Origin of the sequence: Micromonospora musae, assembly GCF_003626635.1 — a bacterium.
GTDB lineage: Bacteria > Actinomycetota > Actinomycetes > Mycobacteriales > Micromonosporaceae > Micromonospora > Micromonospora musae.
Window position 1 is genome coordinate 1 of record NZ_RAZT01000002.1, and the last position, 24,649, is coordinate 24,649.

At 73.0% G+C, this 24,649-nt stretch carries 22 protein-coding genes, 1 rRNA gene and 1 pseudogene; 7 read left to right on the forward strand and 17 right to left on the reverse strand.

The features are described from left to right. Positions 1-102, reverse strand: a 16S ribosomal RNA gene (locus D7044_RS02975); the annotation flags it as partial. Positions 103-746: 644 nt separating this feature from the next. After that, positions 747-2,033, reverse strand: coding sequence for a tyrosine--tRNA ligase (gene tyrS / locus D7044_RS02980; RefSeq protein ID WP_120683789.1), 1,287 nt, complete (start codon positions 2,031-2,033; stop codon positions 747-749). 103 nt (positions 2,034-2,136) lie between these two features. Between tyrS and D7044_RS02985 the strand changes: the two genes are divergently transcribed. Then, positions 2,137-2,523, forward strand: coding sequence for a PaaI family thioesterase (locus tag D7044_RS02985; RefSeq protein ID WP_199716492.1), 387 nt, complete (start codon positions 2,137-2,139; stop codon positions 2,521-2,523). Positions 2,524-2,532: 9 nt separating this feature from the next. On the opposite strand, the gene D7044_RS02990 is transcribed toward D7044_RS02985, so the two are convergent. The 3 genes and pseudogenes from D7044_RS02990 to D7044_RS03000 form a co-directional block, all read right to left on the reverse strand. Then, on the reverse strand, positions 2,533-3,855 hold the full coding sequence (locus D7044_RS02990) for a hemolysin family protein (RefSeq protein ID WP_120687919.1): 1,323 nt from the start codon (positions 3,853-3,855) through the stop codon (positions 2,533-2,535). A gap of 141 nt (positions 3,856-3,996) precedes the next feature. Beyond that, positions 3,997-4,640, reverse strand: a pseudogene (locus D7044_RS02995) (hypothetical protein). Between the two features lie 51 nt (positions 4,641-4,691). Then, positions 4,692-5,171 (reverse strand): GNAT family N-acetyltransferase, encoded by a 480-nt coding sequence (locus D7044_RS03000; protein ID WP_120683797.1) that lies wholly within the window; start codon positions 5,169-5,171, stop codon positions 4,692-4,694. A 175-nt stretch (positions 5,172-5,346) separates the two neighbouring features. Here D7044_RS03000 and D7044_RS03005 point away from each other — a divergent pair, with 175 nt between their 5' ends. From D7044_RS03005 to D7044_RS03015, 3 genes are all read left to right on the forward strand, one after another. After that, the gene (locus D7044_RS03005) at positions 5,347-5,646 is read left to right on the forward strand and encodes a hypothetical protein (RefSeq protein WP_120683799.1); all 300 of its coding nucleotides are present in this window, start codon (positions 5,347-5,349) and stop codon (positions 5,644-5,646) included. A 283-nt stretch (positions 5,647-5,929) separates the two neighbouring features. After that, a complete protein-coding gene (locus tag D7044_RS03010) occupies positions 5,930-6,826 on the forward strand; it encodes a universal stress protein (RefSeq protein WP_120688205.1) in 897 nt (298 codons plus the stop codon). Positions 6,827-7,044: 218 nt separating this feature from the next. Beyond that, positions 7,045-7,914, forward strand: coding sequence for a universal stress protein (locus D7044_RS03015; RefSeq protein WP_120687920.1), 870 nt, complete (start codon positions 7,045-7,047; stop codon positions 7,912-7,914). A gap of 224 nt (positions 7,915-8,138) precedes the next feature. Here D7044_RS03015 and D7044_RS03020 read toward each other — a convergent pair whose 3' ends face one another. Both D7044_RS03020 and D7044_RS03025 read right to left on the reverse strand, forming a co-directional pair. Then, entirely contained in the window at positions 8,139-8,762 is a 624-nt protein-coding gene (locus D7044_RS03020; protein WP_120687921.1) for an FMN reductase, read from the reverse strand. Next, complete coding sequence (locus D7044_RS03025; RefSeq protein ID WP_120687922.1) at positions 8,759-9,898, reverse strand: LLM class flavin-dependent oxidoreductase; 1,140 nt, start codon at positions 9,896-9,898, stop codon at positions 8,759-8,761. Before D7044_RS03025 ends, D7044_RS03020 begins: the two co-directional genes overlap by 4 nt. 209 nt (positions 9,899-10,107) lie before the next feature. On the opposite strand from D7044_RS03025, the gene D7044_RS03030 reads away from it, so the two are divergent. Next, positions 10,108-10,731, forward strand: a complete 624-nt coding sequence (locus D7044_RS03030; RefSeq protein WP_120687923.1) for a DNA-3-methyladenine glycosylase — start codon at positions 10,108-10,110, stop codon at positions 10,729-10,731. 36 nt (positions 10,732-10,767) lie between these two features. Here the strand turns inward: D7044_RS03030 and D7044_RS03035 are convergent, their stop codons facing one another. Together D7044_RS03035 and D7044_RS03040 are read right to left on the reverse strand one after the other, a co-directional pair. Next, complete coding sequence (locus D7044_RS03035; protein ID WP_233564861.1) at positions 10,768-12,558, reverse strand: stealth family protein; 1,791 nt, start codon at positions 12,556-12,558, stop codon at positions 10,768-10,770. 271 nt (positions 12,559-12,829) lie between these two features. Then, positions 12,830-14,866, reverse strand: a complete 2,037-nt coding sequence (locus tag D7044_RS03040) for a DUF6541 family protein (RefSeq protein WP_120687924.1) — start codon at positions 14,864-14,866, stop codon at positions 12,830-12,832. A 163-nt stretch (positions 14,867-15,029) separates the two neighbouring features. Here D7044_RS03040 and D7044_RS03045 point away from each other — a divergent pair, with 163 nt between their 5' ends. Next, a complete protein-coding gene (locus tag D7044_RS03045) occupies positions 15,030-15,449 on the forward strand; it encodes a DNA-binding protein (RefSeq protein WP_120683988.1) in 420 nt (139 codons plus the stop codon). 92 nt (positions 15,450-15,541) lie between these two features. Continuing rightward, the gene (locus D7044_RS03050; protein WP_120683811.1) at positions 15,542-15,895 is read left to right on the forward strand and encodes an MmcQ/YjbR family DNA-binding protein; all 354 of its coding nucleotides are present in this window, start codon (positions 15,542-15,544) and stop codon (positions 15,893-15,895) included. Positions 15,896-15,991: 96 nt separating this feature from the next. Here D7044_RS03050 and argH read toward each other — a convergent pair whose 3' ends face one another. From argH to argC, 8 genes are all read right to left on the reverse strand, one after another. Further along, entirely contained in the window at positions 15,992-17,455 is a 1,464-nt protein-coding gene (argH, locus tag D7044_RS03055) for an argininosuccinate lyase (protein WP_120683813.1), read from the reverse strand. A gap of 76 nt (positions 17,456-17,531) precedes the next feature. After that, positions 17,532-18,737 carry an argininosuccinate synthase gene (locus D7044_RS03060; RefSeq protein WP_120683815.1) on the reverse strand — a complete coding sequence of 402 codons (1,206 nt, stop codon included), beginning with the start codon at positions 18,735-18,737 and terminating at the stop codon, positions 17,532-17,534. Beyond that, a complete protein-coding gene (locus tag D7044_RS03065; RefSeq protein ID WP_120683816.1) occupies positions 18,734-19,249 on the reverse strand; it encodes an arginine repressor in 516 nt (171 codons plus the stop codon). The genes D7044_RS03060 and D7044_RS03065 overlap by 4 nt, the downstream gene beginning before the upstream one ends. After that, positions 19,246-20,223: an ornithine carbamoyltransferase gene (gene argF, locus D7044_RS03070; RefSeq protein ID WP_120687925.1), complete on the reverse strand. Its 978-nt coding sequence runs from the start codon at positions 20,221-20,223 to the stop codon at positions 19,246-19,248. The genes D7044_RS03065 and argF overlap by 4 nt, the downstream gene beginning before the upstream one ends. Then, the gene (locus D7044_RS03075) at positions 20,220-21,467 is read right to left on the reverse strand and encodes an acetylornithine transaminase (RefSeq protein WP_120687926.1); all 1,248 of its coding nucleotides are present in this window, start codon (positions 21,465-21,467) and stop codon (positions 20,220-20,222) included. Before D7044_RS03075 ends, argF begins: the two co-directional genes overlap by 4 nt. Next, complete coding sequence (argB, locus tag D7044_RS03080; RefSeq protein WP_120683822.1) at positions 21,464-22,351, reverse strand: acetylglutamate kinase; 888 nt, start codon at positions 22,349-22,351, stop codon at positions 21,464-21,466. The genes D7044_RS03075 and argB overlap by 4 nt, the downstream gene beginning before the upstream one ends. Positions 22,352-22,409: 58 nt before the next feature. Further along, entirely contained in the window at positions 22,410-23,582 is a 1,173-nt protein-coding gene (gene argJ / locus D7044_RS03085; RefSeq protein WP_120683824.1) for a bifunctional glutamate N-acetyltransferase/amino-acid acetyltransferase ArgJ, read from the reverse strand. Then, positions 23,579-24,580, reverse strand: coding sequence for an N-acetyl-gamma-glutamyl-phosphate reductase (gene argC / locus D7044_RS03090; protein ID WP_120687927.1), 1,002 nt, complete (start codon positions 24,578-24,580; stop codon positions 23,579-23,581). Before argC ends, argJ begins: the two co-directional genes overlap by 4 nt. Between the last annotated feature and the right edge of the window lie 69 nt (positions 24,581-24,649).

Below are 24,649 nucleotides of genomic sequence, written 5' to 3' on the forward strand. Positions count from 1 at the left end.
CCGTTCGCCGCTCGAGTACCCCGAAGGGCCTTTCCGCTCGACTTGCATGTGTTAAGCACGCCGCCAGCGTTCGTCCTGAGCCAGGATCAAACTCTCCAACAAAAATCTTTGTGGAAAAAATGTCCCGGCAACAAAATGTTGCCAAAGGAATCCCAACCGGAAGATCCCGAAGAATCAACCAGCCCGGGGTAATAATCAATTTGGCACTGGCTTATCAAGCACCCTGTTGAGTTCTCAAAGAACAACCACACACCATCCGACAACCCCCACCAGGGGAGCCCATCATCCGGGGCATTTCGCTCCGCGTCCCGCCGCTCTCGCGCCGGGCACTTTTACTACGTTACCCGCTGGTTTCTGCCGTGTCAAACCGCTGTTTTGCGGTTTGTCGTGCTTCCAACCCTTTTTGCGGGCACCCTGACTCGACCGGCTTCCGCCGTTCTCCTCACGGGTTCCGGTAGGCCGGCCGCTGCGGTCTCCCGCGAGCTCGCCCGGTGCCCTGCCGGTCGTGAACCATACCCGGTCGGTTCCGCCTCACCAAATCCGCCTCGCGGCGAATCCGGGGCACCACCCGGGTTCCAGGTCGGAGAGCCGTACGGCCTCTGACCCGGAGGTCGTTCCTGCGCTCCGGCCTTCAGGACTTTCGCCCCGTTTCGTCCGTTCCGCGCTGGCAGAGAGAAAGTTACGCGCCCCGCGGACCGATCGTCAAATCCGCGGAGCGCGTCGCGCGTCACACCGTCGACATACGACTATCGCCGCAGCTCAACGCCGGCGAAGGAGCGCTTGCCCCGGCGCAGCACCAGGTACCGCCCGTGCAGGAGGTCGGACTCCGAGACCTGGGCGTCGACCTCCGTCACCCGGTTGTTGTTGACGTACGCGCCGCCCTCGGCGATGACCCGCCGGGCCTCCTTGAGGCTCGGCACCAGACCCGAGTCCCGGAGCAGCCCCGCGACGTCGGGCAGCTCCGCCAGCTGCGCCAGCCCCGCCTCGGTGAGCGCGGCACGCAACGTGGCCAGGCTCAGCTCCTCGAGGGAGCCCCGCCCGAACAACGCCTGACTGGCGGCGACTGCCTGGGCCATCTCCCGCTCGCCGTGCACCAGGGTGGTCAGCTCCTCGGCGAGCGCCCGCTGGGCGAGCCGCGCCGCCGGACGCTCCGCCGTCGCCTTCGCCAACTCCTCCAGCTCCTCGCGCGGGCGGAAGCTGAAGAAGCGCAGGTAGCGGTCCACGTCGCGGTCGTCCGCGTTGACCCAGAACTGGTAGAACGCGTACGGGCTGGTCATCTCCGGGTCGAGCCAGACCGCGCCGGTCTCGCTCTTGCCGAACTTGGTGCCGTCGGACTTGGTCACCAGCGGGGTGGTGAACGCCTGCACCGGCCCGGCGCCGCGGCGGCGGACGTAGTCCACCCCGGCGGTGATGTTGCCCCACTGGTCGGAGCCACCGTACTGAAGCTGACACCCGTGCCGCCGATGCAGCTCGAAGAAGTCGTTCGCCTGCAGGAGCTGGTAGCTGAACTCGGTGTAGCTGATGCCCGTCTCCAGACGGGCCTTGACGACCTCACGGGCGAGCATCTTGTTGACCGGGAAGTGCTTTCCGACGTCGCGGAGGAACTCCACCACCGACATCTCGCCGGTCCAGTCGAGGTTGTTGACCAGCTGGGCCGCGTCCTGGCCGGTGTACGAGACGAAGGGCGCGAGCTGGTCGCGGATGCGCTGCACCCAGCCGGCGATCACCTCGGGCGAGTTCAAGGTGCGCTCCGCGCTCTCCTTCGGGTCGCCGATCTGGCCCGTCGCCCCGCCGACCAGCAGCAGCGGCCGGTGCCCGGCGAGTTGGAGCCGCCGGGCCATCACGACCTGCATCAGGTTGCCGACGTGCAGGCTCGGCGCGGTCGGGTCGAAACCCACATAGAAGGTGGTGCTCCCGCCGTCGAGCAGCTCGCGCAGCTCGTCGAGGCCGGTCGAGTCCTGGATCAGGCCCCGCCAGAGCAGGTCATCGGTCAGGGAATCCCGCCCGGACGGCGGGATGCTGCTGTCGGTCACGGTCCACGATTCTCCCTCATCGGCTGCCGCCGCCCGTAGCGGGTTTGCCGGAACGCGCCGCTAGGCTGGCCCCACTTCGATCGAGGAGGCGTGTGTCGTGGATATGCCCGACCCCACCGGGGGCTTCGTGGAGCTGCTCGGCCTCAAGATCGACGAGGCGACCGGCGACCGGGTGGTCATCCGCTGGCAGGTCCGGCCGGAGCTGCACCAGCCGTTCGGAATCCAGCACGGCGGGGTCTACTGCTCCGTGGTGGAGACCGCGGCGAGCGTGGGCGCGTCCCTCTGGCTGGCCGACCGGGGAACCGTGGTCGGCGTGTCGAACCAGACCGACTTCCTGCGCGCCGTACGCGACGGCGAGCTGACCGCTGTCGGCACGCCGATCCACCGGGGCCGCAGCCAGCAGCTGTGGCAGGTGGAGATCACCGACGACGCCGAGCGCCTCGTCGCCCGCGGCCAGGTCCGGTTGCAGAACCTCGCTCCCGCCGCCTGACGCCCGACGTCAGCCGCCCGCCCGGTCGAGCAGCGGCGGCGCGTCGGCGGCGTCGGCGGGCGGATCACAGCGGCGCAGCCGTACCTCCGTGATCGCCCGGTGGTCGATGCGAGCGACCTCCAGTCGCCAGCCGTCGAACGCGACGTCCTCGCCGGTGACGGTGGGAATGTGCCCGAGGCAGGCGAGGAGCAGGCCGGCGATCGTGGTGTAGTCGCCCTCCGGCCGACCAGGGAGCTCGACCCCGACGGCCGCCAGGTCGTGCACCGGGAACGTGCCGGGCAGGCGCAGCGTGCCGTCCGGATCGGTCCGCACCGCCCGCACGTCCCGGTCGGTCTCGTCGTAGATCTCCCCGACGATCTCCTCCAGGATGTCCTCGAGGGTGACGATCCCGTCCACCGCGCCGCGCTCGTCGACCACCAGGGCGATGTGCTGGCGTTCGGCCTTGAACTGGCGCAGGGCGTCGACCACGGGCAGCGAGTCGGGCAGCAGCATCGGCGGGCGGACGAACTCGTCGACCGGCCGGTCGTCGGGCAGGCCGACGAGGTCCCGCAGGTGGATCACGCCGACCGCGTCGTCCAGGCCGCCGTGGCGGACCACCGGCGCGCGGGAGTGGCCGCTGGCGGCCAGCACCAGCCGGGCCGCCTCCGCGTTCGTTCCGCTGTCCAGGCAGAAGACCTGCAGCCGCGGTACCAGCACGGCTCGCAACCGCCGGTCGGCGATCTCCACGGCGCCGGCGATGATGGTCTGCTGCTCCTTGGTGAAGCCGTGGTTGCCGGCGACGATGTCCCGCACCTCGTCGGGGCTGATCTCGTCGCGCTGCGGACTCGGATCGAGCCCGACCAGGCGTACGACGAGGTCGCTGGTGGCGCCGAGCGCCCAGACGGCCGGCCGGGTGAGGCCGGCGAGCAGGTCCAGGGGGCGGGCCACCAGCAGCGCCCACCGCTCGGCGGACTGCATGGCGATCCGCTTCGGGGCCAGCTCGCCGAAGACCAGGGTGACGAAGGTCAGCGCCAGGGTGACCGCGACGATGGCGACCGGCTCGGCCGCGTCGCCGAGCGCCGCGAAGAGCGGGACCAGTGGCCGGGCCAGCGAGACCGCCGCGGCGGCCGAGGCGAGGAAGCCGGCGAGCGTGATCCCGATCTGGATCGTGGCCAGGAAGCGGTTCGGGTCCTTGGCGAGCCGGGCCAGCACCTGTCCGGCGCGGCTGCCGCGCTCCAGCCGCTGGATCTGGCTGTCCCGCAGCGAGACCAGCGCCATCTCGCTGCCGGCGAACGCGGCGTTCAGCACGACCAGGACCCCGACCAAGGCCAGTTGGCCCCAGTAGCTCTGCACGCCCGGCTCTCCCTCGCACGACCGCGCCGGACCCCGCCGACGCCGCCGACCGGAGGCCCCCGTCGGCGTACGCGCATCTGTGCCCACTGGGCGCGATGGTGAATCCTCGCCCCGCCGGCACCGTCGCCGGTGGTCGACGGATCAGGCGGCGACCGGCAGGTCGAGGAGTACGCGTCACCGGTGCGGCGAAAGCCGAGGCGGTGGTAGTACGGGGCGACCATGCCGGGCGGGCTGACCACCCGGCGGAAGCCTCGGTCGGTGAAGAGGCGGCTGCGCCGGTACACGAACTCCCCGGGGGTGAAGTCGCGGAACCGCTGGGTCACGTAGTCCAGGTCGATCTGGGCCACGTCGTGCGCCTCGGCGTGCGCCAGCACCACGCCGACCACCTCGTCGGCGCGGACCACCAGGAACGCGGATCGCCGCGCCGCGCCGGCCGGCTGGTCGTCGGCGGGCGGCCAGTGGAAGCCGGGGTTGAACCGGGCGATGTCCGCGGCGTGCACCCGCAGGGTGTGGGCCAGGAACTGGTCGTGCACTCCGACCTCGACGACCTGGTACGTCGCCTCGTCGTGCCGGGTGGCGAGCATCCGCCGCAGGTACCAGACGTTGATCACGGCGAGGACGACGTTCAGCCCGACCATGGGCCAGACCCGCAGGGTGGCGTTGTAGCCGATCAGGATCAGGCATCCGACCAGGTTGAACGCGCGCAGCCGCAGGATGCGGGTCTGCAGCAGGGACCAGACCAGCACCGCGGAGCCGAGCCAGCCGAAGAGTTCGAGCCAGTTCACTCCGCGAGGGTAGTGCCCGTCCTGGTCAGCGTGCCCGGCGGGCGGGTGCCGTCAGACGGTCAGCTCCAGCACGTACTCCTCGACGTCGCGGCCGCGGCCGGCGGCGTAGGCGTGGTCCTCGCCCCGGATGACGAAACCGCACTTGCGCAGCACCGCGAGGGAGCCGAAGTTGTCCTTGGCGGCCCGGGCGTGCACCGGGCGTTGCGGCAGTTCCTGGAGAAGTCCGTCGAGCGCGGCGGTGGCGTACCCCTGACCCCAGTGCCACCGGTCGATCCAGTAACTGACCTCGGTCTGCTCCCCCACCGGGAAGGCGAGCACGTGACCCACCACCCGCCCGTCGACGGTGACCGTGCGGGAGACGATCCCCGGGTCGGTGCGCACCCGGTGCCAGTGGGCGGCGAAGGCGCCCCGGTCGTCGGGGTCGTCGGCGGTGAAGGCAGCCATCCGGACCGCCTCGGGATCGGACTGGTGGCGGTAGAACTCCGGCAGGTCGTCGTCGCGCACCGGACGCAGGTGCAGGTCAGCGGTCACGCGGAGAGGATAGGCCCGACGGGGCCGGACGGGGAACGGACGCCCGCCGCGACGGCGTGCCGTACCGCCGGTGCCGGCGGCGCAGCCGGTCGGGCGGCGAGCGGGTTCGGTCGCGAACGAGCGGAGACTCGGCGATGGCGGCCCGGCTCGTAGCGCTACGGCCCAGGATGGGTGGATGAGACAGGCGCGGATCGGACGGGACCGGCGCGCGGCGAGCAGCGCCGCCCGGGCGAGCGGGGCGCTGGCCGTCGGCGCGCGGGCGCTCGGCGCCTCGGCCGTCGGGGCGCTCGCGGTGTCGGCACTGGCCGGCGGAGCCGTCGCGGTCGCCGCCCTAGCCGTCGGCCGGCTCTCGATCCGCCGGGCCGTCCTGCGGGAGCTGCGTGTCGGCCGGCTCGAGGTGAACGAGCTGGTCGTGCGGCACCGCGACGTCGAACCGGTACCCGCCGTCGGTCACCCGGCGGGTGACCGCGGGTAGACGTCCCGTCGATCGCTGCCGCGCTCCCGGCGGTCCGACGGGCGCGTTCCCACAACGGGTCCGGTTGGACGGGGGTCACACGGAGGCGCCGCCACAGCCGCGGCGACGAGCCACGGCGGTACGTTCGGGCGGTCGCGCAGCAGCACGGCGACCAGACGCGAAAGCGTGAGGAGAGCGGGCCGCACCGGGTGATCCGGCACCGACGGCCCGGGATCCGGGACGAGCTGCTCCGACCGACCGTCGGCCGGTGGAGCGGAACTCGACCCGGACGAAGGAGGTAGTCATGACCATCAACACCGGTGCCCCCGTCGTGGTGGGCGTGGACGGGTCCGACTCCGCCCTGGAGGCGGTCCGGGTGGCGGCCCGGGAGGCCGAACACCGGCACCGTCCCCTGCGGGTGGTCCACGCGTTCAGCTGGCCGCTCACCGCTGCCGAGCTCGGCCCCGCCCCGTTCCCCGCGCAGGCCGAGGGGCTACGCGGCGAGGCCGAACAGTTCGTGTCCCAGGCCCTTGCCGAGGCGCGCAAGGTGAACCCGGAGGTGCCGGCCTCCGGCGTCGTGGTCGACGGATCGGCCACCCGGGTGCTGCTCGACGAGTCCCGTGACGCCGCGCTCGTGGTGCTCGGGCATCGCGGCCTGGGCGGCTTCGCCGATCTGCTGATCGGGTCGGTCACCGTCCAGGTGTCCGCCCGGGCGGAGTGCCCGGTGCTCGTCGTGCATGGCGAACCGCGCGCCGACGGCCCGGTCGTGGTGGGCGTGGACGGCTCCGAGCTCTCCACCGAGGCGGTCGGCTTCGCCTTCGAGGAGGCGTCGCACCGGGGCACCTCGCTGGTGGCGGTGCACGCCTGGCTGAACCCGGTCGTGTTGTTCCCCGGTGATGTGAGCCCGCTGATGGTGGACCTGTCGACGCTCGCCGAGGAGGAGGAGCGGGTGCTCGCCGAGTCCGTGGCCGGGCACGCCGAGCGCTACCCGGACGTGTCGGTGCGGCACGAGCTGGTCCACGGCTCCCCCGCGCAGGCGCTCGTCGAGCAGTCTCGCGACGCCCAGCTGGTGGTGGTCGGTGCGCACGGTCGCGGCGCGCTCGGCGGCCTGCTGCTCGGCTCGGTCAGCCACACGGTCCTGCACCACGCGCACTCGCCGCTGGCGATCGTCCGGCACGTGCGTACCGCCGACGGGTCCTGACGGCGGGCGGCGCAGGCCGCCGACGCTCCCGGGTGGTGGTCGGGCCGGTCGGCCCGGCCACCACCCGGCCCTGACCGTGCCGACGTCGGCCGCTGCCCGGCGCGGCGTGTCGCGGCGTGTCGCGGCGACTTCCACCTGAGCGACGCCGGGCGGGCGGGAAACGCCGCGAACGGCCGTGACCACGCCGACAATGACCTGGTCGAGCGTTGGAGGGCCGAATGAACCGACCCGTCGTGGTGGGGGTGGACGGATCCCCGGCGAGCCTCGCGGCCGCGCAGGAGGCGGCGCGCGCCGCGTCCGCGCGGAACCTGCCGCTGCGCCTGCTGCACGGCTACCTGCACCCGCTCGGCTACGGGGTGCCGCTCACCCCGTACGACCTGGGCCTGCCGGCGCCCACCGACGCCGGGCAGCAGATGTTGGAGCGGGCGGTGAATGAGCTCGCCGACCGCTGGCCGGGGCTGCACATCGAGGCGGCGCAGGTGGCCGGTGGCCCGGGCGCGGCGCTCGTCGAGGAGTCGCAGCGCGCGGAGCTGGTGGTGGTGGGCAGCCGGGGGCTGGGCGGTTTCGGGGGTCTGCTGCTGGGCTCGGTGAGCGCGCAGGTCGTCGCGCACGCGCGCTGCCCGGTGCTGGTGGTGCGCCCCTCCGAGGGGACGGAACCGGGGCGGGGGCCGGTACTGGCCGGCGTCGACGGATCGGAGTCCGCCGCGTTGGCGGTGCGCTACGCCGCCGACGAGGCCCTCCGGCGCGGGGTCGAGCTGGTGCTCGTCCACGCCGAGGCGGGGCGTCACGCCGAGGAGGCCGGTGGCGGGCGGGTCCCGCCGGAGGAGCAGCCGTCGACGCTGCTGGCCGGCGCGGTGGCGACGGCCCGGGACGGCCGTCCCGACCTGGCGGTGACCGGCCGGACGGTTCGGGCGGGCTCGGCCGAGCAGGCGCTGATCGAGGCGAGCCGGGGCGCGGCGCTGATGGTGGTGGGCACCCGGGGCCGGGGCGAGTTCGTGGGCACGCTGCTCGGCTCGGTGAGCCAGGCGCTGGTGCATCACGCCCACTGTCCCGTGCTCGTCGCCCACGACTACCGCCGGGCGGACTGACCACGATCACCGCCAGGCGGACTGACCACGATCACCGCCAGGCAGGCTGACCACGATCACCGCCGGGCCGGCTGACCACGATGACGGCTGGGTCGGCTGACCGCGCCGGCCGGCGCACCTGCCGACGGCCGGCGGCGCGGTCCGGCGGGCGGGGTGGCCCGCCGGACCGCGCCGCGCCGCCGAGGCGACCGCCGCCTCGCGGGCCCGACGGCGGCGAACGCCGGTCAGGGCTCGCGGCGGCCGAGCAGCTCCTCGAAGTTGGTGGTCAGGGCGAAGGGGTCGGCCGGACCGGTGGAGACCGGCCGCCGGTGCACCTGCTCGGCGAGCTCGGCGGCGGCCCGGTCGATCCGGCTCCGCAGTCCGGCGTCGGCCTCCCCGCTCGCCCAGTCCTCGGGGGCGGCGAAGACCGAGGTCGGCACCACCACCGCGTGCAGGTAGGCGAAGAGCGGGCGCACCGCGTGCTCCAGGGCCAGCGAGTGCCTCGCCGTACCGCCGGTCGCGGCGATCAGCACCGGCCGGTCGGTCAACGCGTCCGCCTCGATGAGATCGAAGAAGGACTTGAAGAGCCCGTTGTAGGACGCGTTGAAGATCGGCGTCACGGCGATCAACCCGTCGGCGCCGGTCACCGTGTCGAGCACCGCCCGCAGCGACTCGGCCGGGAAGCCGGTGATCAGGTTGTTCGTCACCTCGTGGGCGTGCTCACGCAGGACGACGTGGCGCAGGTCGACGGTCTCGCCCCGGCCGGCCAGCTCGTCGCGCGTGGCGGCGGCGAGCTGGTCGGCGAGCAGGCGGGTGGCCGACGGCTGGCTGAGGCCGGCCGAGACGATGGCGAGGGTGCGCGTCGTCATCGGTTCACCTCCGGCGCCTTGCCCGTCACGTCGTCCACGGCGTGCACGGTGCTGTCCTTGGCGCCGCCGGCGGCGGCGACGAGCGAGGCGTGGGTCGGCGCCGCTGGCACGTGCGCCGGGCGCATCGAATCGAACTCCTTGCGCAGCACCGGGACGACCTCCTCGCCGAGGAGGTCGAGCTGCTCCAGCACGGTCTTCAGCGGCAGCCCGGCGTGGTCCATGAGGAAGAGCTGACGCTGGTAGTCGCCCACGTAGTCGCGGAAGGTGAGCGTCCGGTCGATGACCTGCTGCGGGCTGCCCACGGTCAGCGGCGTCTCCGTGGTGAACTCCTCGAGCGACGGGCCGTGCCCGTAGACCGGGGCGTTGTCGAAGTACGGCCGGAACTCGCGCACCGCGTCCTGCGAGTTCTTCCGCATGAAGACCTGGCCGCCGAGCCCGACGATGGCCTGGTCGGCGGAGCCGTGGCCGTAGTGCTCGAAGCGCTGCCGGTAGAGGTTGACCATCCGCTGGGTGTGCTCCTTCGGCCAGAAGATGTGGTTGTGGAAGAAGCCGTCACCGTAGTACGCGGCCTGCTCGGCGATCTCCGGGCTGCGGATCGAGCCGTGCCACACGAACGGCGGTACGCCGTCGAGGGGGCGTGGCGTCGAGGTGAACGACTGCAGCGGGGTGCGGAAACGCCCCTTCCAGTCGACCACGTCCTCCCGCCACAGCCGGTGCAGCAGGTCGTAGTTCTCGACGGCGAGCGGGATGCCGGCGCGGATGTCCTTGCCGAACCACGGGTAGACCGGGCCGGTGTTGCCGCGGCCCATCATCAGGTCGACCCGGCCGTCGGCGAGGTGCTGCAGCATCGCGTAGTCCTCGGCGATCTTCACCGGGTCGTTGGTGGTGATCAGCGTGGTCGCGGTGGAGAGCAGCAGCCGCTCGGTACGCGCCGCGATGTAACCGAGCATGGTCGTCGGCGACGAGGGCACGAACGGCGGGTTGTGGTGCTCGCCCGTGGCGAACACGTCGAGCCCGACCTCTTCGGCCTTCAGCGCGATCGCCACCATCGCCTTGATCCGCTCGCGCTCCGTCGGCGCCCGACCGTTGGTCGGATCCACGGTGACGTCACCGACGCTGAAGATTCCGAACTGCATGACAGCTCCTCGGGTTGTTGGCCGCGGCCCGGCGGCCGTTTCGCACCCGACAACATACTTGACTGCTCAATAATTCCGAATGTGGACCACCACTGTGACGGCCGCCACCCCACCCCGGCCATGGACCCTGCCCGATCCTCTCCTCCCCCACCCGACGGCGCCGTCGCAGCCCAGACGGCGCCCGGCCCGCCCGGTAGCCTTGCCGCACGATGACGTACTCCTGGCTCCACGCACCGGCCGCACAGGTCGCCACGACCGCTCGCACCCTCCTCGGCTGGACCGTCTCGGCGAACGGCGTCAAGATCCGGTTGACCGAGGTCGAGGCGTACGCCGGCACCGGAGAGGACCCGGCCTCGCACGCCCACCGGGGCCCGACCCCACGTACCGAGGTGATGTTCGGCCCGGCGGGGAACGTCTACGTCTACTTCGTGTTCGGCATGCACTGGTGCATGAACATCGTCTGCGGCCGGGAGGGTGAGGCCGCCGCCGTCCTGCTGCGCGCCGGCGCCGTGACCGAGGGGATCGAGATCGCCCGGCAGCGGCGCGCGAACGCCCCGGATCGGGAACTCGCGCGCGGCCCGGCACGGCTCGTGACGGCGCTCGGACTCGACCGCGACGCCAACGGCACGTCGGCCCTGGACGGGTCCGGGCCGGTGCTGCTCGCACCGCCGTCGGCGCCCGTCGACCCGGCCCTGATCGCCGCCGGACCGCGCGTCGGGGTCGCCGCGGCACACGACACCCCGTGGCGGTTCTGGCTGGTGGGCGAGGAGAGCGTGAGCCCGTACCGCCGGCACGTCCCGCGTCGCCGGCGCCCCTCGACCCTGCCGGCCTGACGGTGGTGGCCGCGCCGCGCGGCCACCACCCTCGGGTCAGCGCACCGGCTCCGGCTGACCGGCCGGGTCGTGCGGGGCACGCCCGGTGCCCTGCCGGGGGGCGGCGCTCGTCGGTGACTCGGGGAGCAACTCCGCCGCCAGGGCGGAGGCCGTCCGGCCCAGGCGCTGCGCCTCCACCTCCGGCGACACCTCGAACGGCGCCCGGAAGGGGAGGTACGCGGAGAGGAAGTCCGCCAGCATCGCCTGCTGCTCGGAGAGCAGGACCTCACTGGAGTCGGTGTCGTTGAGGCAGAACACGTCGCAGTGCCGCCGGGACAGCAGCGCGGCCAGCTTCACCGGTGTGGAAGGGTGCGCCAGGTCGGCGTAGGTGTACCGGATGGAGCCGGGGACCGAGGTGCCGGAGAGGTACGACCAGTAGTGCTGCAGCGAGGACGGGATCGACAGGTCCCCGGGGTGCCGGAACTGGTGCTCGGCGGTGGCCAGCACCTCGGCCGGCAGGTGCCGCTCGATCTCCTCCAGCACACTGCGGCGCAGCGGGTACGGCACGTGCCGCATCTTCTGTGAGATCGTGCGCCCGAAGCGCTCCTCGATGTGCCGGCGGTTGTTCTTCCCGGCGGCGGTGACGGGAGCGTCGTGCACGGTGGCCGGGCCGACGTCGAGCTGGGCCGGCGAGGTGAAGAACTTCGCGATCCCGTTGGCGTGGAAGAACGCGGTCGGCACCAGCGGCCGGCCGAAGAACATGTCGTCGTTGACGTAGACGAAGTGCTCGCTCAGCCCCGGGATGCGGTGCAGCCGCGACTCGATGGCGTGCGAGTTGAAGGTCGGCAGCCGGCCGGTGTCGGCGAAGATCTCCCGGTGGCGCACCACCCGGACCATCGGGTGCGTGACGTCCAGCCAGGCCGGGACCTGATCGTCGGTGACCAGGTAGATCTGCCGGACCCAGGGCGCGTACGCGACCAGCGACCGCATCGAGTACCGCAGCTCGTCGCGGCTGACGTACCGCGCGTCGTTCGCCGCGACCTCGTTCATCTCGGCCGCCCCGTGCTCGCGCAGCGCCCGGTTCTTGCGCTCGCGCCAGTCGCCGTCGTCACCGTCGACCCAGGTGTAGACCACGTCGATGGGGAAGGTGACCTGGTCGTGGGCGAGGCCGGCGAACTCGGCCCGGCTCGGATAGGTGGTGTCCTCACCGGCGAAGCGGCTCAGCCGCCGGCCCGGCACGGCGACGGTGGCGCCGACCGTCGGCAGAGCCGCGGCGATCCGGTTGGGACGTGGCGCCGCGATGTGCGGGACCGGATACTCCTCGGTCGGCGCGTCCGGCCAGAACTCCACGTCGCAGGCGAAGGCCTGGCCGAGGACGGTACGACCGAACGGGTCGGTGACCGCGGCGAAGACCTCCGCGACCCCCACCGACCGGCCCGGCCGCGCGCGATCGGGAAGGCGCACGGTCACCCCGTCCTGCGCGCCCACCGTGGCGAGCGCCCGCAGTGCCCCGTCCCGGTCCTGCTCGCGTACGGCGACGGCACTGCGCCGCTCGTCGAGGGTCGGCACCGCGAAGTGCGGGACCCCGGCTTCGTCGAACGCCGCGGTCACCAGGTCGAGGTTGTGTCGCCACCGGTCGGCCGGCGTCGCCGCCGCGACCACGCGCGCCTGGACCTGCGCGGCGCCGTCGCGGGCGGTGCGCAGCTTCCCCACCGGCACGCTCGTCCCGCGGCTGGAGATCCGGGTCAGTCGGCGCACCAGCCACAGCTGCCGCTGCGGCGGCAGGACCTGGAGCATCCGGAGCCGGTGTTCCTTCGGCAGCATCCGGTAGACGCGCAGCGCTATCAACGCACGTTCTCCCGTCGCACCCGGACCGTGGACGGCCGACCGGGTCCGTCCACGATCACCGGTCGCCTGCTGAGGTGCCTGTGGCTCACCGTGTCCCCGTCTCCTCGCGCCGGCTCGATGACCGGGCCGACATGCTGGCCTGTCCCGCCCGCCCCGCGACTCGCCGCCCTGCGGGCGGCCGAACGGTCGGTATCCACGAAGGTAACAACGAATTCAACTGCCGGATGCCATCCGATCACCGTGTGTTTACCGCCGGATGGTGCCGATACGGTCACCCAGCCGGGCCGGCGCAGACCCGCCCGGCGTCGGTGACCTGGTAGATCCGGATGCCGTCGACCCGGTGCACCAGCGTCAACCGGTCGCTGCGGTCCAGGCGCGACTGTCGATAGTGGGCTCGCCAGCCGGGGTAGTTCGCGCTGCCCACGACCACGTACCCGATGTCGAGCCGACGGACGGCGCAGCCGGCGGGTGGCGCGTCGGCGTTGTTCACCAGCCAGCGCCAGGCGCGCCAGCGCTCCTCCCAGTTCTCCGCCACCGCCGTCTGCGACGGCGGGATACCGAAGAGCAGCGGCGTGCCGTGGTCGGCGTACGACCACGTCATGAACTGCCGGTGCCGGTCGTACGCGACGACCTGACCCGGCTGGACCTGAGCGTCGAGCCACTCGAACGCGCGAGCGTAGGAGTCGCCGACCGGGGCCCGGCGCTTCACCTCACCGCGCAGCGGATGCCAACTGCTGGGCACCGCGGCGAGTAGCGCCAGGCTCAGCACCACCGCGGCGGCGATCGCGGCGACGGGCGGCACGGCGCGAGCCGGCCACCGCAGCGCCGCCGTCCGGACGCCGAGCAGGGCGAGCAGCCGGCGCAGGCCGAGCCCGAGCACCACCGCGCCGGCCACCGTGGCCACCCCGTAGATCGGGAAGATCATCGACCAGGGGCGGGCGGGATCGCCGTACCAGAGAGCGGCGAGCGACTGCACGAGCGCGGCGTTCGAACTGATGGTGACGATGCCGACCAGCGTGATGGCCAGCCCCGCCGCCAGCCAGGGCCGGGCCCAGCGCAGCTGTCGCAGCACCAGGGCCAGCGGCGACGCGAGAAGGCAGGCGACCGTGATCCAGAGAGCTATCCGGACGCTGAGCGGCCAGGGCGCGACGTCCGCGGTGCCCGGGCCCGGGAAGCCCAGCAGGATGTAGCGCTGCGGATCCGTCAACCAGAACTCGACCGCCTCGCCCCACCGGCCGAGCAGCTGCGGCTTCTCAGTCAGGCGCTCGCCGCCCGCGCCGGCGATCGTGCCGAGCAGCGGCGCGATCGCGCCGGTCCCGGCGATCAGCATCGCGGCGGCGGCCGCGCCGACGGTCCGCCAGCGCAGCCGCTCGCGCAGCCCCACGATCAGGCCGATCGCGAGCACCCCGATGAAGAGCACGTCGTAGGAGTGCGTCATGACGATGCCGGCGCCGCCCAGGCCGGCGAGCAGACCCGTGCGCACCGGATGCCGGCCCCGGACGGCCAGCGCGATCAGCAGGGCCAGCCCGCCGGCCAGGCACGGCGCCGCCTGCTCGGTGATCCGGCCGGAGAGCAACGACGCCCACATCGGGCCGACGAACACCGGCGCGGTGGCGGCGGCCGCCGCCACGAGCGGGCGCCCACCGAACGCCCGGACGCAGGCGTAGATCCCGGCCGCCAGCGCGAACGGCCCGACCAGCAGGGCCCAGGTGGTCATCACGGTGCTCATCGGGCCACCGGAGAGCTGCGTCGCCTGCGCCCAGGCCACGTTGGCGGCGAGCGGGTAGAACTCGCAGGAGGTCACCGTGTCGGTCGAACCGGAGCTGCAGGCGGCGGTGATCGCGGTGGTGCCGGTGTCCAGGATCCGGCGGCTCAGGTAGCCGTGATTCATCGCGTCCCAGCCGGGAGGGGCCGCCAGCCGGCCGACGATCAGCCAGCCGTAGCCGGCGGCGATCACCGTCGGCACCGCCAGCCCCGCGATGTCGGCCGGGCGCGGACGCACCGACGGCAGCCGGAGACGGGAGCGCAGGGATCGCGGACGGTCGTCGGCGTCCTCGACGAGCCCGCGACCGACGAGCCGCGACAGCGCGACAGCCGACCCCGCCAGCACGAGCTCGGCGACGAGCACGGCCATGGCGCCGTCGGGCAGGCCGAGCGGTCGCAGCCAGGCCATCGCCACGGCGATCAGGCCGAGGGTGAGCGCCGGGGACGCCGCCCAGGCGACCCAGCGGTAACGGCCGGGCGGTAGCGCGAAGCCCAACAGGGCTCCGGGCGCGACCGCGACCAGGAACGCGATGAAGCTGGTCAACAGCGCTGCCCTCCCCGGTCAGCACGAGCGCCGCCCCGAAAGACTCGGTAAGCATAGGGGAAACATTCGGTTACGTGGGGCAACGCGCGCCGCCCGAGCCGGCGCGACCAGTCGCCTCAACGAAGTGTTGACAACAAGGCGTTAGAGGGGTCCAATGGACGGCATGGACACGCTGAACAACGATCCGTTCACCGCTCCGGACGCTGCCCAGGCTCGCGCGCACCGCAACTACGCGGCGCTGCTGCGCATCGCGGAACGGCACGCGGGCACCGACGCCCGCCGCCGGCGGTACGCCCACCCCGACGTCCCCGACGCCTACGAGGCGGCGACCCTGGTGATGGCGCTCTCCGGCGGGGCCGAGCTCGAACCGGGAGAGGAGCCGGTCGACCAGGCCGACCTGATGGCCGCGCTGACCCTGATCCCGCACGTGCGCGCGGAGGTGGACGTGCTGGAGACGGGCCTGCTGCAGGCGGCTCGCGGCCGGGGGATGACCTGGCAGGCGATCGCCTTCGGCCTCGGCCTCGGCAGCGCGCAGGCCGCCCAGCAACGCTACGAGCGGCTCACCGCGCGCACTGCGGAGTAGCGCCCGGGGAATGGAAGTCCGGCACGCCCGGACCGTTGGCGGGCACTCGGCCACCAGCGACTGTGGGATCAGCGCAGCGGAAGGGAGACGCGATGCGACGCGAGCAGATGCTGGCGTACTGCCTGGCGAAGCCGGGCAGCTGGCTGGACCAGCCGTGGGAGGGCGACGAGGTGGTCAAGGTGGGCAGCCGGATCTACGCGTTCCTCGGCTCCCCCGACAGCCACCCCACCGTGGGCGTGAAGTGCGGCCCGAACCGGGAGGTGGCCGACGAGTGGCTGCACCGCCACCCGGCGGACGCGCAGGTGATGCCCTACATCGGACGATCCGGCTGGAACACTCTCCGGCTCGACGGCGGAATCGACGACGAGGAGCTGATCGAGGCCGTCGACGCGTCGTACGACGCGGTCGTGGCGAAGCTGCCGAAGCGGGAGCGGCCGACCTCCTGATCAGCCGCGGCACCGCGTGGAATCACGGAAGCCGCCGCCCCGGCGAGCGCCAGGCCGGCGGCCTCCCTGCTGTCGTACGGATCGGGGTTTCCCCGCTCAGCGGGGTACGACCCGCTCGGCGGCCCACTCCCGCCAACCGGCCAGCTTGTCCGCGGCGGTGGCCAGCTGGTCGGCCACCGGTCCCGGGCCGGTGGAGCCGGGCGTGGTCCGGGCCGCGAGCGCCGAGCGGACGGAGAGCACGTCCCGTACCGACGGGTCGAGGTGCTCGCTGACCGTGGCCAGGTCGGCGTCGGAGACCTCGTCGAGCGCGCACTCCCGGGCCACGCAGAGCGCGACCAGCCGTCCGGTGATCTCGTGCGCGTCGCGGAACGGCACGCCCTTACGGACGAGCCAGTCGGCGACCTCGGTGGCGAGCGAGTAGCCCACCGGCGCGGCCGCGACCAGACGGTCGACCCGTACGGTCATCGTGGAGATCATCCCCGCGAGGGCCGGCAGCAGCAGCTCCAGGGTGTCGACCGCGTCGAAGGCCGGCTCCTTGTCCTCCTGCATGTCCCGGTCGTAGGTCATCGGCAGGCCCTTGAGCATGGTGAGCACGCTCATCAGCCCGCCGACCAGCCGGCCGGACTTGCCACGGGCCAGCTCGGCGATGTCCGCGTTCTTCTTCTGCGGCATGATCGACGAGCCGGTGGCGAACGCGTCGTCCAGCTCGACCCAGCCGAACTCCTGCGACGTCCAGAGCACCACCTCCTCGCCGAGGCGGGACAGGTGCACCCCGGTCATCGCGGTGACGAAGAGGAACTCGGCGACGAAGTCCCGGTCGGCGACCGCGTCCATCGAGTTGGCGAACGACGTACGGAAGCCGAGCTCCTTGGAGACCGCCACCGGGTCCAGCGGCAGGCCGGAGCCGGCCAGCGCGCCCGCGCCGAGCGGGCTGATCGCGGCCCGCTCGTCCCAGTCGCGCAGCCGCTCCAGGTCCCGCAGCAGCGGCTGGACGTGGGCGAGCAGCCAGTGCCCGAAGGTGACCGGCTGCGCGTGCTGCAGGTGGGTCATGCCCGGGGCGGCGGTCGAGACGTGCCGCTCGGCCTGCTCGACCAGCGCCTCGGCCAGCTCGACCAGCCGCGCGGCCACCCCACGCGCATGGTCACGCAGGTAGAGCCGCAGGTCGGTGGCGACCTGGTCGTTGCGGGACCGGCCGGCGCGCAACTTGCCGCCGAGGCTGCCCAGCCGCTCCAGCAGGCCCCGCTCCAGCGCGGTGTGCACGTCCTCGTCGTCGACCGTCGGGCGGAACTGCCCGGAGGCGCAGGCCGCCTCCAGGTCGTCCAACGCCGCGAGGATCTTCCCCAGCTCCTCCGGGTCGAGCAGGCCGGCGCCGGCCAGCACCCGGGCGTGCGCCCGCGACCCGGCCAGGTCGTACGGGGCCAACCGCCAGTCGAACTGCACGCTCACCGACAGCCGGGCGAGCGCCTCGGCGGGACCGCCGGCGAACCGGCCGCCCCAGAGGCTGGTGCGGTTCGGGGCGGCGTTGCTCTCGGTCAGGCTCTTGTCGTCCACCGGACCCATTGTGGCAGTGCTCACCTTTCGCTCCCGACTGCGGTGCTCACTCGCTGCGCTCGCTCACTCCTCGCGCTCGCAGGGCTCACCGCTCGCCGAGCCGGGCGTCCCGGGCCGCGGCCATCCGGCTGGGCAGACCCCAGAGCTGGACGAAGCCCTTGGCGAGGGACTGGTCGAACGTGTCACCGGTGTCGTAGGTGGCCATGCCGAAGTCGTACAGGCTGGCCTCGGAGCGCCGGCCGGTGACCGTGGCCCGGCCACCGTGCAGCGTCAGCCGCACCTCGCCGGAGACGTGCTGCTGGGCGTCGTCGATGAACGCGTCGAGCGAACGCTTCAACGGCGAGAACCACAGGCCGTCGTAGACGAGCTCGCCCCAGCGCTGGTCGACGCCGCGCTTGAACCGGGCCAGGTCCCGCTCGACGGTGACCGCCTCCAGCTCCTGGTGGGCCGTGATCAGCGCGATCGCGCCGGGCGCCTCGTACACCTCGCGGCTCTTGATGCCGACCAGCCGATCCTCGACCATGTCGAGGCGGCCGACGCCCTGGGCGCCCGCCCGCCGGTTCAGCTCCAGGATCGCCTGGTACGGGGTGACGGTCTCACCGTCGATGGCGACCGGCACACCGGCGTCGAAGGTCACGACGACCTCGTCGGCGTCGCGGGGCTCGCTCGGGTCGGAGGTGTAGGAGTACAGGTCCTCGATCGGCCCGTTCCAGATGTCCTCCAGGAACCCGGTCTCCACCGCGCGGCCGAACAGGTTCTGGTCGATGGAGTACGGCGACTTCGCCGACACGTCGATCGGCAGGCCCTTCTCCTCGGCGAACGCGATCGCCTTGTCCCGGGTCCAGGCGAAGTCCCGGGCCGGGGCGATGATCTTCAGGTCGGGGGCGAGCGCGCCCAGGCCGACCTCGAAGCGAACCTGGTCGTTGCCCTTGCCGGTGCAGCCGTGCGACACGATCGTGCCGCCGTGCTTGCGCGCCGCGGTGACCAGGTGCTTGACGATCAGCGGCCGGGACAGCGCGGAGACCAGCGGATAGCGGTCCATGTAGAGCGCGTTGGCGCGGATCGCCGGCAGGCAGTACTCGGCGGCGAACTCGTCGCGCGCGTCGATCACCTCGGACTCCACGGCGCCGCAGTCGAGCGCGCGCTGCCGGATGGCGTTCATGTCCTCACCGCCCTGACCGACGTCGACCGCGACCGCGATCACCTCGGCGCCGGTCTGTTCGGCCAGGTACGGAATGGCGACGGAGGTGTCCAATCCTCCGGAATAGGCAAGGACGACCCGCTCGGTCATGGTGTGTTGCTCCCTTCAACGTTCTCTTCCCGGCGGGCCCAGCCGGCGAGCTTCTCGCCGAGCGCGGCCCCGCCGACGCCCTCGCGGGCCACGACGAGGATGGTGTCGTCGCCGGCGATCGTGCCGACGACCTCGGGCAGGCCCGCTCGGTCCAACGCGCTGGCCAGGTAGTGCGCTGCGCCCGGCGGGGTACGCAGCACGGCGATGTTGCCGCTGGAGTCGACCCCGTTGAGCAGCTCGTGCAGCAGCCGCACCAGGCGCGCCGGGGCCGCCTCCGCGTCGCGCAGCGGCCGGTGGCCGTCCTCCGGGATCACGTAGACGCCGCGCCCGTCGCCGCCGCGTACGGTCGCCGCGCCGAGCTCCTTCAGATCCCGGGAGAGGGTGGCCTGGGTGACCTGGATGCCGTCACCGGCGAGCAGCTCGGCCAGCTCGGTCTGCGAGTGGATCGCCTTGTCCCGGATGAGCTCGACGATGCGAGCGTGCCGGGCGGCGCGGGTCAGCGGGGCGGTCATGTGCTCTCCAAGGTCGCGTTGGCGTCGGGCGCCGCCGCGTCCGGGGCCTGGTTGCCGGCCTCGATGAGGAACATGAGCAGCGCCTTCTGGGCGTGCAGCCGATTCTCCGCCTGGTCGAAGACCGCGCTCTGCGGGCCGTCCAACACCTCGTCGGTGATCTCCTCGCCCCGGTGGGCGGGCAGGCAGTGCAGCACGATCGCGCCCGGCGCGGCCTGGGCGAGCAGCTCGGCGTTAACCTGGTAGGGCAGGAACGGCGTGTTGCGGTCCAGCCCGTCGGCCTCCTGCCCCATCGAGGTCCAGGTGTCGGTGGTGACGACGTCGGCCCCCTTGACCGCCTCGGCCGGGTCGGTGAGCACGCTCACCGACCCGCCGGTGTCGGCCGCGATCTCGGCGGCCCGGGCCACCAGCGCCGGGTCGGGGGTGAAACCGGCCGGCCCGGCCACCCGTACGTGCATGCCGGCGGTCGCCCCGGCGAGCAGGTACGAGTTGGCCATGTTGTTCGCCGCGTCGCCGACGTACGCGAGGGTCCGGCCGGTGGTGCCACCGAACCGTTCCCGGACGGTGAGCAGGTCGGCCAGGAGCTGGCAGGGGTGGAAGCCGTCGGTTAGCGCGTTGACCACCGGCACGCTCGCCCCGCCGGCGATCTCGGCGATGCGCTCGTCGCCGTAGGTGCGCAGCACGATCGCGGCGACGTAGCGGGAGAGCACCCGCGCGGCGTCGGCGAGGGTCTCGCCCCGGCCGAAGTGCGTGCCCTGCGTGTCCACGATGAGCGGGTGACCGCCCAGCTCGGCGATCCCGACGTCGAACGAGGTCCGGGTGCGCAGGCTCTGCTTGTCGAAGAGCACCGCCACCGACCGTGGACCGCTCAGCGACTGGTACCCGAACCGGTCCGCCTTCATCCGGGCGGCGAGCTGCAGCACCATCGTCTGCTCGGCGGGGCTCAGGTCGTCGTCGCGTAGGAAGTGCCGGGTCATGGGATCGTCTCCGGGGCGGTCGTGGTGGTCGGCGAGGTCGGGGCGGCGGAGGTCACCGGCGGGACGCGGTCCGCCGCGGGCGCGGTGGCGTCGAGGGCGGCGGGCAGCGCCGCCAGGAAGGCGTCCACCTGCTCCGCGGTGAGGATCAGCGGCGGGGCGAGGCGGACCACGTCCGGCTGGACCGGATTCACCAGGAAGCCGCGCTCCCGCAGCGCCTCGGCGAACACCCGCGACACCGGCGCGGTGAGCACCACGCCGAGCAGCAGGCCGGCCCCGCGTACGCCCGAGACGAGCGGGTGGCCGAGCGCCTCGACGCCCCGGCGCAGTCGCTCGCCGATCCGCTTGACGTGGTCGAGCAGCCCCTCGTGGGCGATGGTGCTCACCACCGCGAGCGCGGCGGCGCAGCTGACCGGGTTCCCGCCGAACGTGGTGCCGTGCGAGCCGGGGGTGAGCAGCTCCGCCGCCCGGCCGAAGGCCAGCGTGGCGCCGAGCGGCAACCCGCCGCCGAGCCCCTTGGCGAGCGTGACCAGGTCCGGCTCCACGCCCTCGGCCTGGTGGGCGAACCAGTGCCCGGTGCGCCCGATGCCGGTCTGCACCTCGTCGAGCACCAGCAGCGCGCCGTGCCGGGCGGTGATCCGCCGGGCCGCGGCGAGGTAGCCGGCCGGCGGCACGACGACACCGTTCTCACCCTGGATCGGCTCCAGGATCACCATCGCGGTGGCGTCGGTGACCGCCGCCTCCAGCGCGGCGACGTCGCCGTACTCGACGTGTGTGACGTCGCCGGGCAGCGGGCGGAACGGGTCGGCCTTGGCCGGCTGCCCGGTGAGCGCGAGGGCGCCCATGGTCCGGCCGTGGAAACCGCCCGCCGCGGCCACCACGTGCGTACGGCCGGTCAGCCGGGACATCTTGAACGCCGCCTCGTTCGCCTCCGCGCCCGAGTTCGCGAAGAAGACCCGGCCGGGACGGCCCGCGAGGGCGAGCAGCAGCTCGGCGAGCGCGACCGGCGGCTCGGCGACGTAGAGGTTCGAGACGTGGCCGAGCGTGGCGACCTGCTTCGACACGGCGGCGACCACGGCGGGGTGGGCGTGGCCGAGGGCGTTGACCGCGATGCCGCCGACCAGGTCGACGTACTCCCGGCCGTCCTCGTCGACCACGACGGCGCCGGAGCCCTCGACGAGGGCGAGCGGCGGGGTGCCGTAGTTGTCCATCATGGACTGGTTCCAGCGCTGCACCAGACTGCTCATGACTTGATCACCATCGTGCCGAACCCTTCCGACGTGAAGACCTCGAGCAGCGTGGAGTGGGCGACCCGCCCGTCGACGACGTGCGCGGCGGGCACTCCCCCGCGCACCGCCCGCAGGCAGGCCTCCATCTTGGGCACCATTCCCGACTCGAGGGTGGGCAGGAGTTTCGCCAGGTCGTCCGCGTCGATCTCGGAGACCAGGCTCGTCGTGTCCGGCCAGTCGGCGTAGAGGCCGGCGACGTCGGTGAGCACGACCAGCTTGCGGGCCTCCAGCGCGACCGCGAGCGCGGCGGCGGCGGTGTCCGCGTTCAGGTTGTGCAGCACCCCGTCGGCGTCCGGCGCGACGGTCGAGATCACCGGGATCCGCCCGGCGGCGATGAGGTCGGTGACCGCGGAGACGTCCACCGACTCGACGTCACCGACCTGGCCCACGTCGACCGGCTCGCCGTCGACGTACGCCGGGCGACGCACCGCCGTGAAGAGCCCGGCGTCCTCGCCGGAGAGGCCGACCGCGAACGGACCGTGCGCGTTGATCAGCCCGACCAGTTCCCGCCCGACCTGACCGACCAGCACCATCCGGACGACCTGCATCGCCTCGGGGGTGGTGACCCGCAGGCCGCCGCGGAACTCGCTGACGATGCCGAGCCGGCCGAGCATGGCCGAGATCTGCGGGCCGCCGCCGTGCACGACGACCGGCTTCAGGCCGACGTAACGCAGGAAGACCATGTCGGCCGCGAACGCGCGCTGCAGCTCGGGGTCGACCATGGCGTTGCCGCCGTACTTGATCACGACGGTGGAGCCGGAGAAGCGGGCCAGCCACGGCAGCGCCTCGATCAGCGTGGCGGCCTTGGCCTGGGAGCGGGTGAGATCGGCGGAGAGGCTCATGCTCCGGCCCGCCTTCCGTTCGCGACTGCGGGACTCCGCTTCGCTGCGTTCCTCGCGCTCACGACGAGTAGGCCGAGTTCTCGTGGACGTACGCGTGGGAGAGGTCGTTGGTCCAGACGGTCGCCGACGCGGCCCCGGAGTGCAGGTCGATCCGGATGGTCACGTCCCGCCCGGTCAGGTCGACCTTCGACCGGTCCTCGGCGGCGGCACCGTCGCGGCACACCCAGACCCCGTTGACCGCGACGTCGACGCCGTCCGGCTCGAAGGCGGCGGCGGTGGTGCCGACGGCGGCGAGGATCCGCCCCCAGTTCGGGTCGTTGCCGAAGAGCGCGGTCTTCACGAGGTTGTTGCGGGCCACCGCCCGACCCACCTCGACCGCGTCGTCCTCACCCGCCGCGCCGACCACCTCGATGGCGATCTGCTTGGTGGCGCCCTCCGCGTCGGCGATGAGCTGCTGGGCCAGGTCGTGGGCGGCGGCGGTGACCGCGACGGCCAGCTCACCCGGCGCGGGCGTGACGCCCGACGCGCCGCTGGCGAGCAGCAGCACCGTGTCGTTGGTGGACATGCAGCCGTCGGAGTCGATCCGGTCGAACGTGACCCGGCACGCCTCACCCAGCACGCCGGAGAGCACCTCCGGGTCGGCCACCGCGTCGGTGGTGATGACGCACAGCATGGTGGCCAGGGCCGGGGCGAGCATGCCCGCGCCCTTGGCCATGCCGCCCACGGTCCAGCCGGCGCCCTGGACGGTGGTCGTCTTCGGCCGGGTGTCCGTCGTCATGATCGCCTCGGCGGCGGGGGCGCCGCCGGCCGTGGAGAGCGTGCCCACGGCGGTGTCCACCCCGGCGAGCAGCGCGGTCATCGGCAGCCGCTCGCCGATCAGGCCGGTCGAGCAGACCGCCACCTCGCCGGCCCCGAGCTCCAGGCCCGGTTCGGCGGCCGTGAGAGCGGCGGCGACGTGTTCGGCGGTGGCGTGCGTGTCCTGGAACCCGGCCGGGCCGGTGCAGGCGTTCGCGCCACCGGAGTTGAGCACGACGGCGCGGACCGCCCCGCCCCGGACGACCTGCTGGGTCCAGAGCACCGGCGCCGCCTTCACCCGGTTGGCGGTGAAGACTCCGGCGATCGCGGCCTGCGGCCCGTCGTTGACCACCAGGGCCACGTCGGCGGCGCCGCTGGCCTTGAGCCCGGCGGCGACGCCGGCCGCCCGGAACCCCTGCGGAACGGTCACACTCATGGGGCCACCCCGTAAACCGACAGGCCGGTGGTCTCCGGCAGACCGAACATCAGGTTCGCGTTCTGCACCGCCTGCCCGGCGGCGCCCTTGCCGAGGTTGTCCAGCGCGCTGACCACGATCAGGCGACCGGAGTCGACGTCGACGGTGGCCTGCAGGTGGCAGGAGTTGGAGCCGAGCGTGGCGGCCGTGTGCGGCCAGCGCCCCTCCGGGAGCACGTGCACGAACGGCGCGTCGGCGTACGCCTCGGCGAGCACCGCCTGCGGGTCGACGCCGCGGGCGGGTAGCGCGGTGACCGTGGCGAGGATGCCGCGCGGCATGGGCGCGAGCACCGGCGTGAGGGAGAGGCCGGTCGCTCCGGTCGCCTGCTTGATCTCGGGCACGTGCTGGTGGGTGCCGACCCGGTAGGGCGACAGGTCGCCCATCACCTCGCTGGCGAGCAGGTGCGCCTTCACGCCCCGCCCCGCCCCCGAGGTGCCCGAGGCCGCGACCACGACCACGTCGGCGGGCTGGGCGGCGCCGGCGGCGATCAGCGGGGCGAGCGCCAGGGTGATGGCGACGGCGTAGCAGCCGGTGTTCGCCACCCGGGTGGCGGAGGCGATCAGCTCCCGCTGCCCGGGCAGCTCCGGCAGGCCGTAGGTCCACTGGCCGGCGTGCGTGCCGCCGTAGTACTGCGCCCACTGGTACGGATCGGCGAGCCGGTGGTCGGCGCCGAGGTCCACGATCCGTACGTCGGCCGGCAGCTGGGCGGCGAGCGCGGCCGACTCGCCGTGCGGCAGGGCCAGGAAGACCAGGTCCGCGTCGGCGAGCGGGTCCGGCCCGGCCGCGCCGAGCACCAGGTCGAGCCCGGCCAGCTGGGGATGGACCACGTCGACGCGGTGCCCGGCCTGGCTGTGTGCGGTGGCGGCCACCAGCTCGAACTCCGGGTGCCCGGAGATCAGGCGCAGCAGCTCGCCGCCGGCGTAGCCGCTCGCTCCCGCCACCGCGACTCGGATTCCCATACTCACCTCCGCATGACTATGCATGCCAAGGTAGCAGCGATGATCTCCGACCGCAAGTTCATACAGTCC

Excerpts from the sequence above, each read along its gene's own strand:
- D7044_RS03015 (WP_120687920.1), top strand. The coding sequence starts at position 7,045 with ATGAACCGACCCGTCGTGGTGGGGGTGGACGGATCCCCGGCGAGCCTC.
- D7044_RS03045 (WP_120683988.1), top strand. The coding sequence starts at position 15,030 with ATGGACACGCTGAACAACGATCCGTTCACCGCTCCGGACGCTGCCCAG.
- D7044_RS03020 (WP_120687921.1), bottom strand. The coding sequence starts at position 8,762 with ATGACGACGCGCACCCTCGCCATCGTCTCGGCCGGCCTCAGCCAGCCG.
- D7044_RS03065 (WP_120683816.1), bottom strand. The coding sequence starts at position 19,249 with ATGACCGCCCCGCTGACCCGCGCCGCCCGGCACGCTCGCATCGTCGAG.
- argH (WP_120683813.1), bottom strand. The coding sequence starts at position 17,455 with ATGGGTCCGGTGGACGACAAGAGCCTGACCGAGAGCAACGCCGCCCCG.
- argF (WP_120687925.1), bottom strand. The coding sequence starts at position 20,223 with ATGACCCGGCACTTCCTACGCGACGACGACCTGAGCCCCGCCGAGCAG.
- argC (WP_120687927.1), bottom strand. The coding sequence starts at position 24,580 with ATGGGAATCCGAGTCGCGGTGGCGGGAGCGAGCGGCTACGCCGGCGGC.
- D7044_RS03075 (WP_120687926.1), bottom strand. The coding sequence starts at position 21,467 with ATGAGCAGTCTGGTGCAGCGCTGGAACCAGTCCATGATGGACAACTAC.
- D7044_RS03060 (WP_120683815.1), bottom strand. The coding sequence starts at position 18,737 with ATGACCGAGCGGGTCGTCCTTGCCTATTCCGGAGGATTGGACACCTCC.
- D7044_RS02985 (WP_199716492.1), top strand. The coding sequence starts at position 2,137 with ATGCCCGACCCCACCGGGGGCTTCGTGGAGCTGCTCGGCCTCAAGATC.
- D7044_RS03010 (WP_120688205.1), top strand. The coding sequence starts at position 5,930 with ATGACCATCAACACCGGTGCCCCCGTCGTGGTGGGCGTGGACGGGTCC.
- argJ (WP_120683824.1), bottom strand. The coding sequence starts at position 23,582 with ATGAGTGTGACCGTTCCGCAGGGGTTCCGGGCGGCCGGCGTCGCCGCC.
- D7044_RS03005 (WP_120683799.1), top strand. The coding sequence starts at position 5,347 with ATGAGACAGGCGCGGATCGGACGGGACCGGCGCGCGGCGAGCAGCGCC.
- D7044_RS03025 (WP_120687922.1), bottom strand. The coding sequence starts at position 9,898 with ATGCAGTTCGGAATCTTCAGCGTCGGTGACGTCACCGTGGATCCGACC.
- D7044_RS03030 (WP_120687923.1), top strand. The coding sequence starts at position 10,108 with ATGACGTACTCCTGGCTCCACGCACCGGCCGCACAGGTCGCCACGACC.
- argB (WP_120683822.1), bottom strand. The coding sequence starts at position 22,351 with ATGAGCCTCTCCGCCGATCTCACCCGCTCCCAGGCCAAGGCCGCCACG.
- D7044_RS03050 (WP_120683811.1), top strand. The coding sequence starts at position 15,542 with ATGCGACGCGAGCAGATGCTGGCGTACTGCCTGGCGAAGCCGGGCAGC.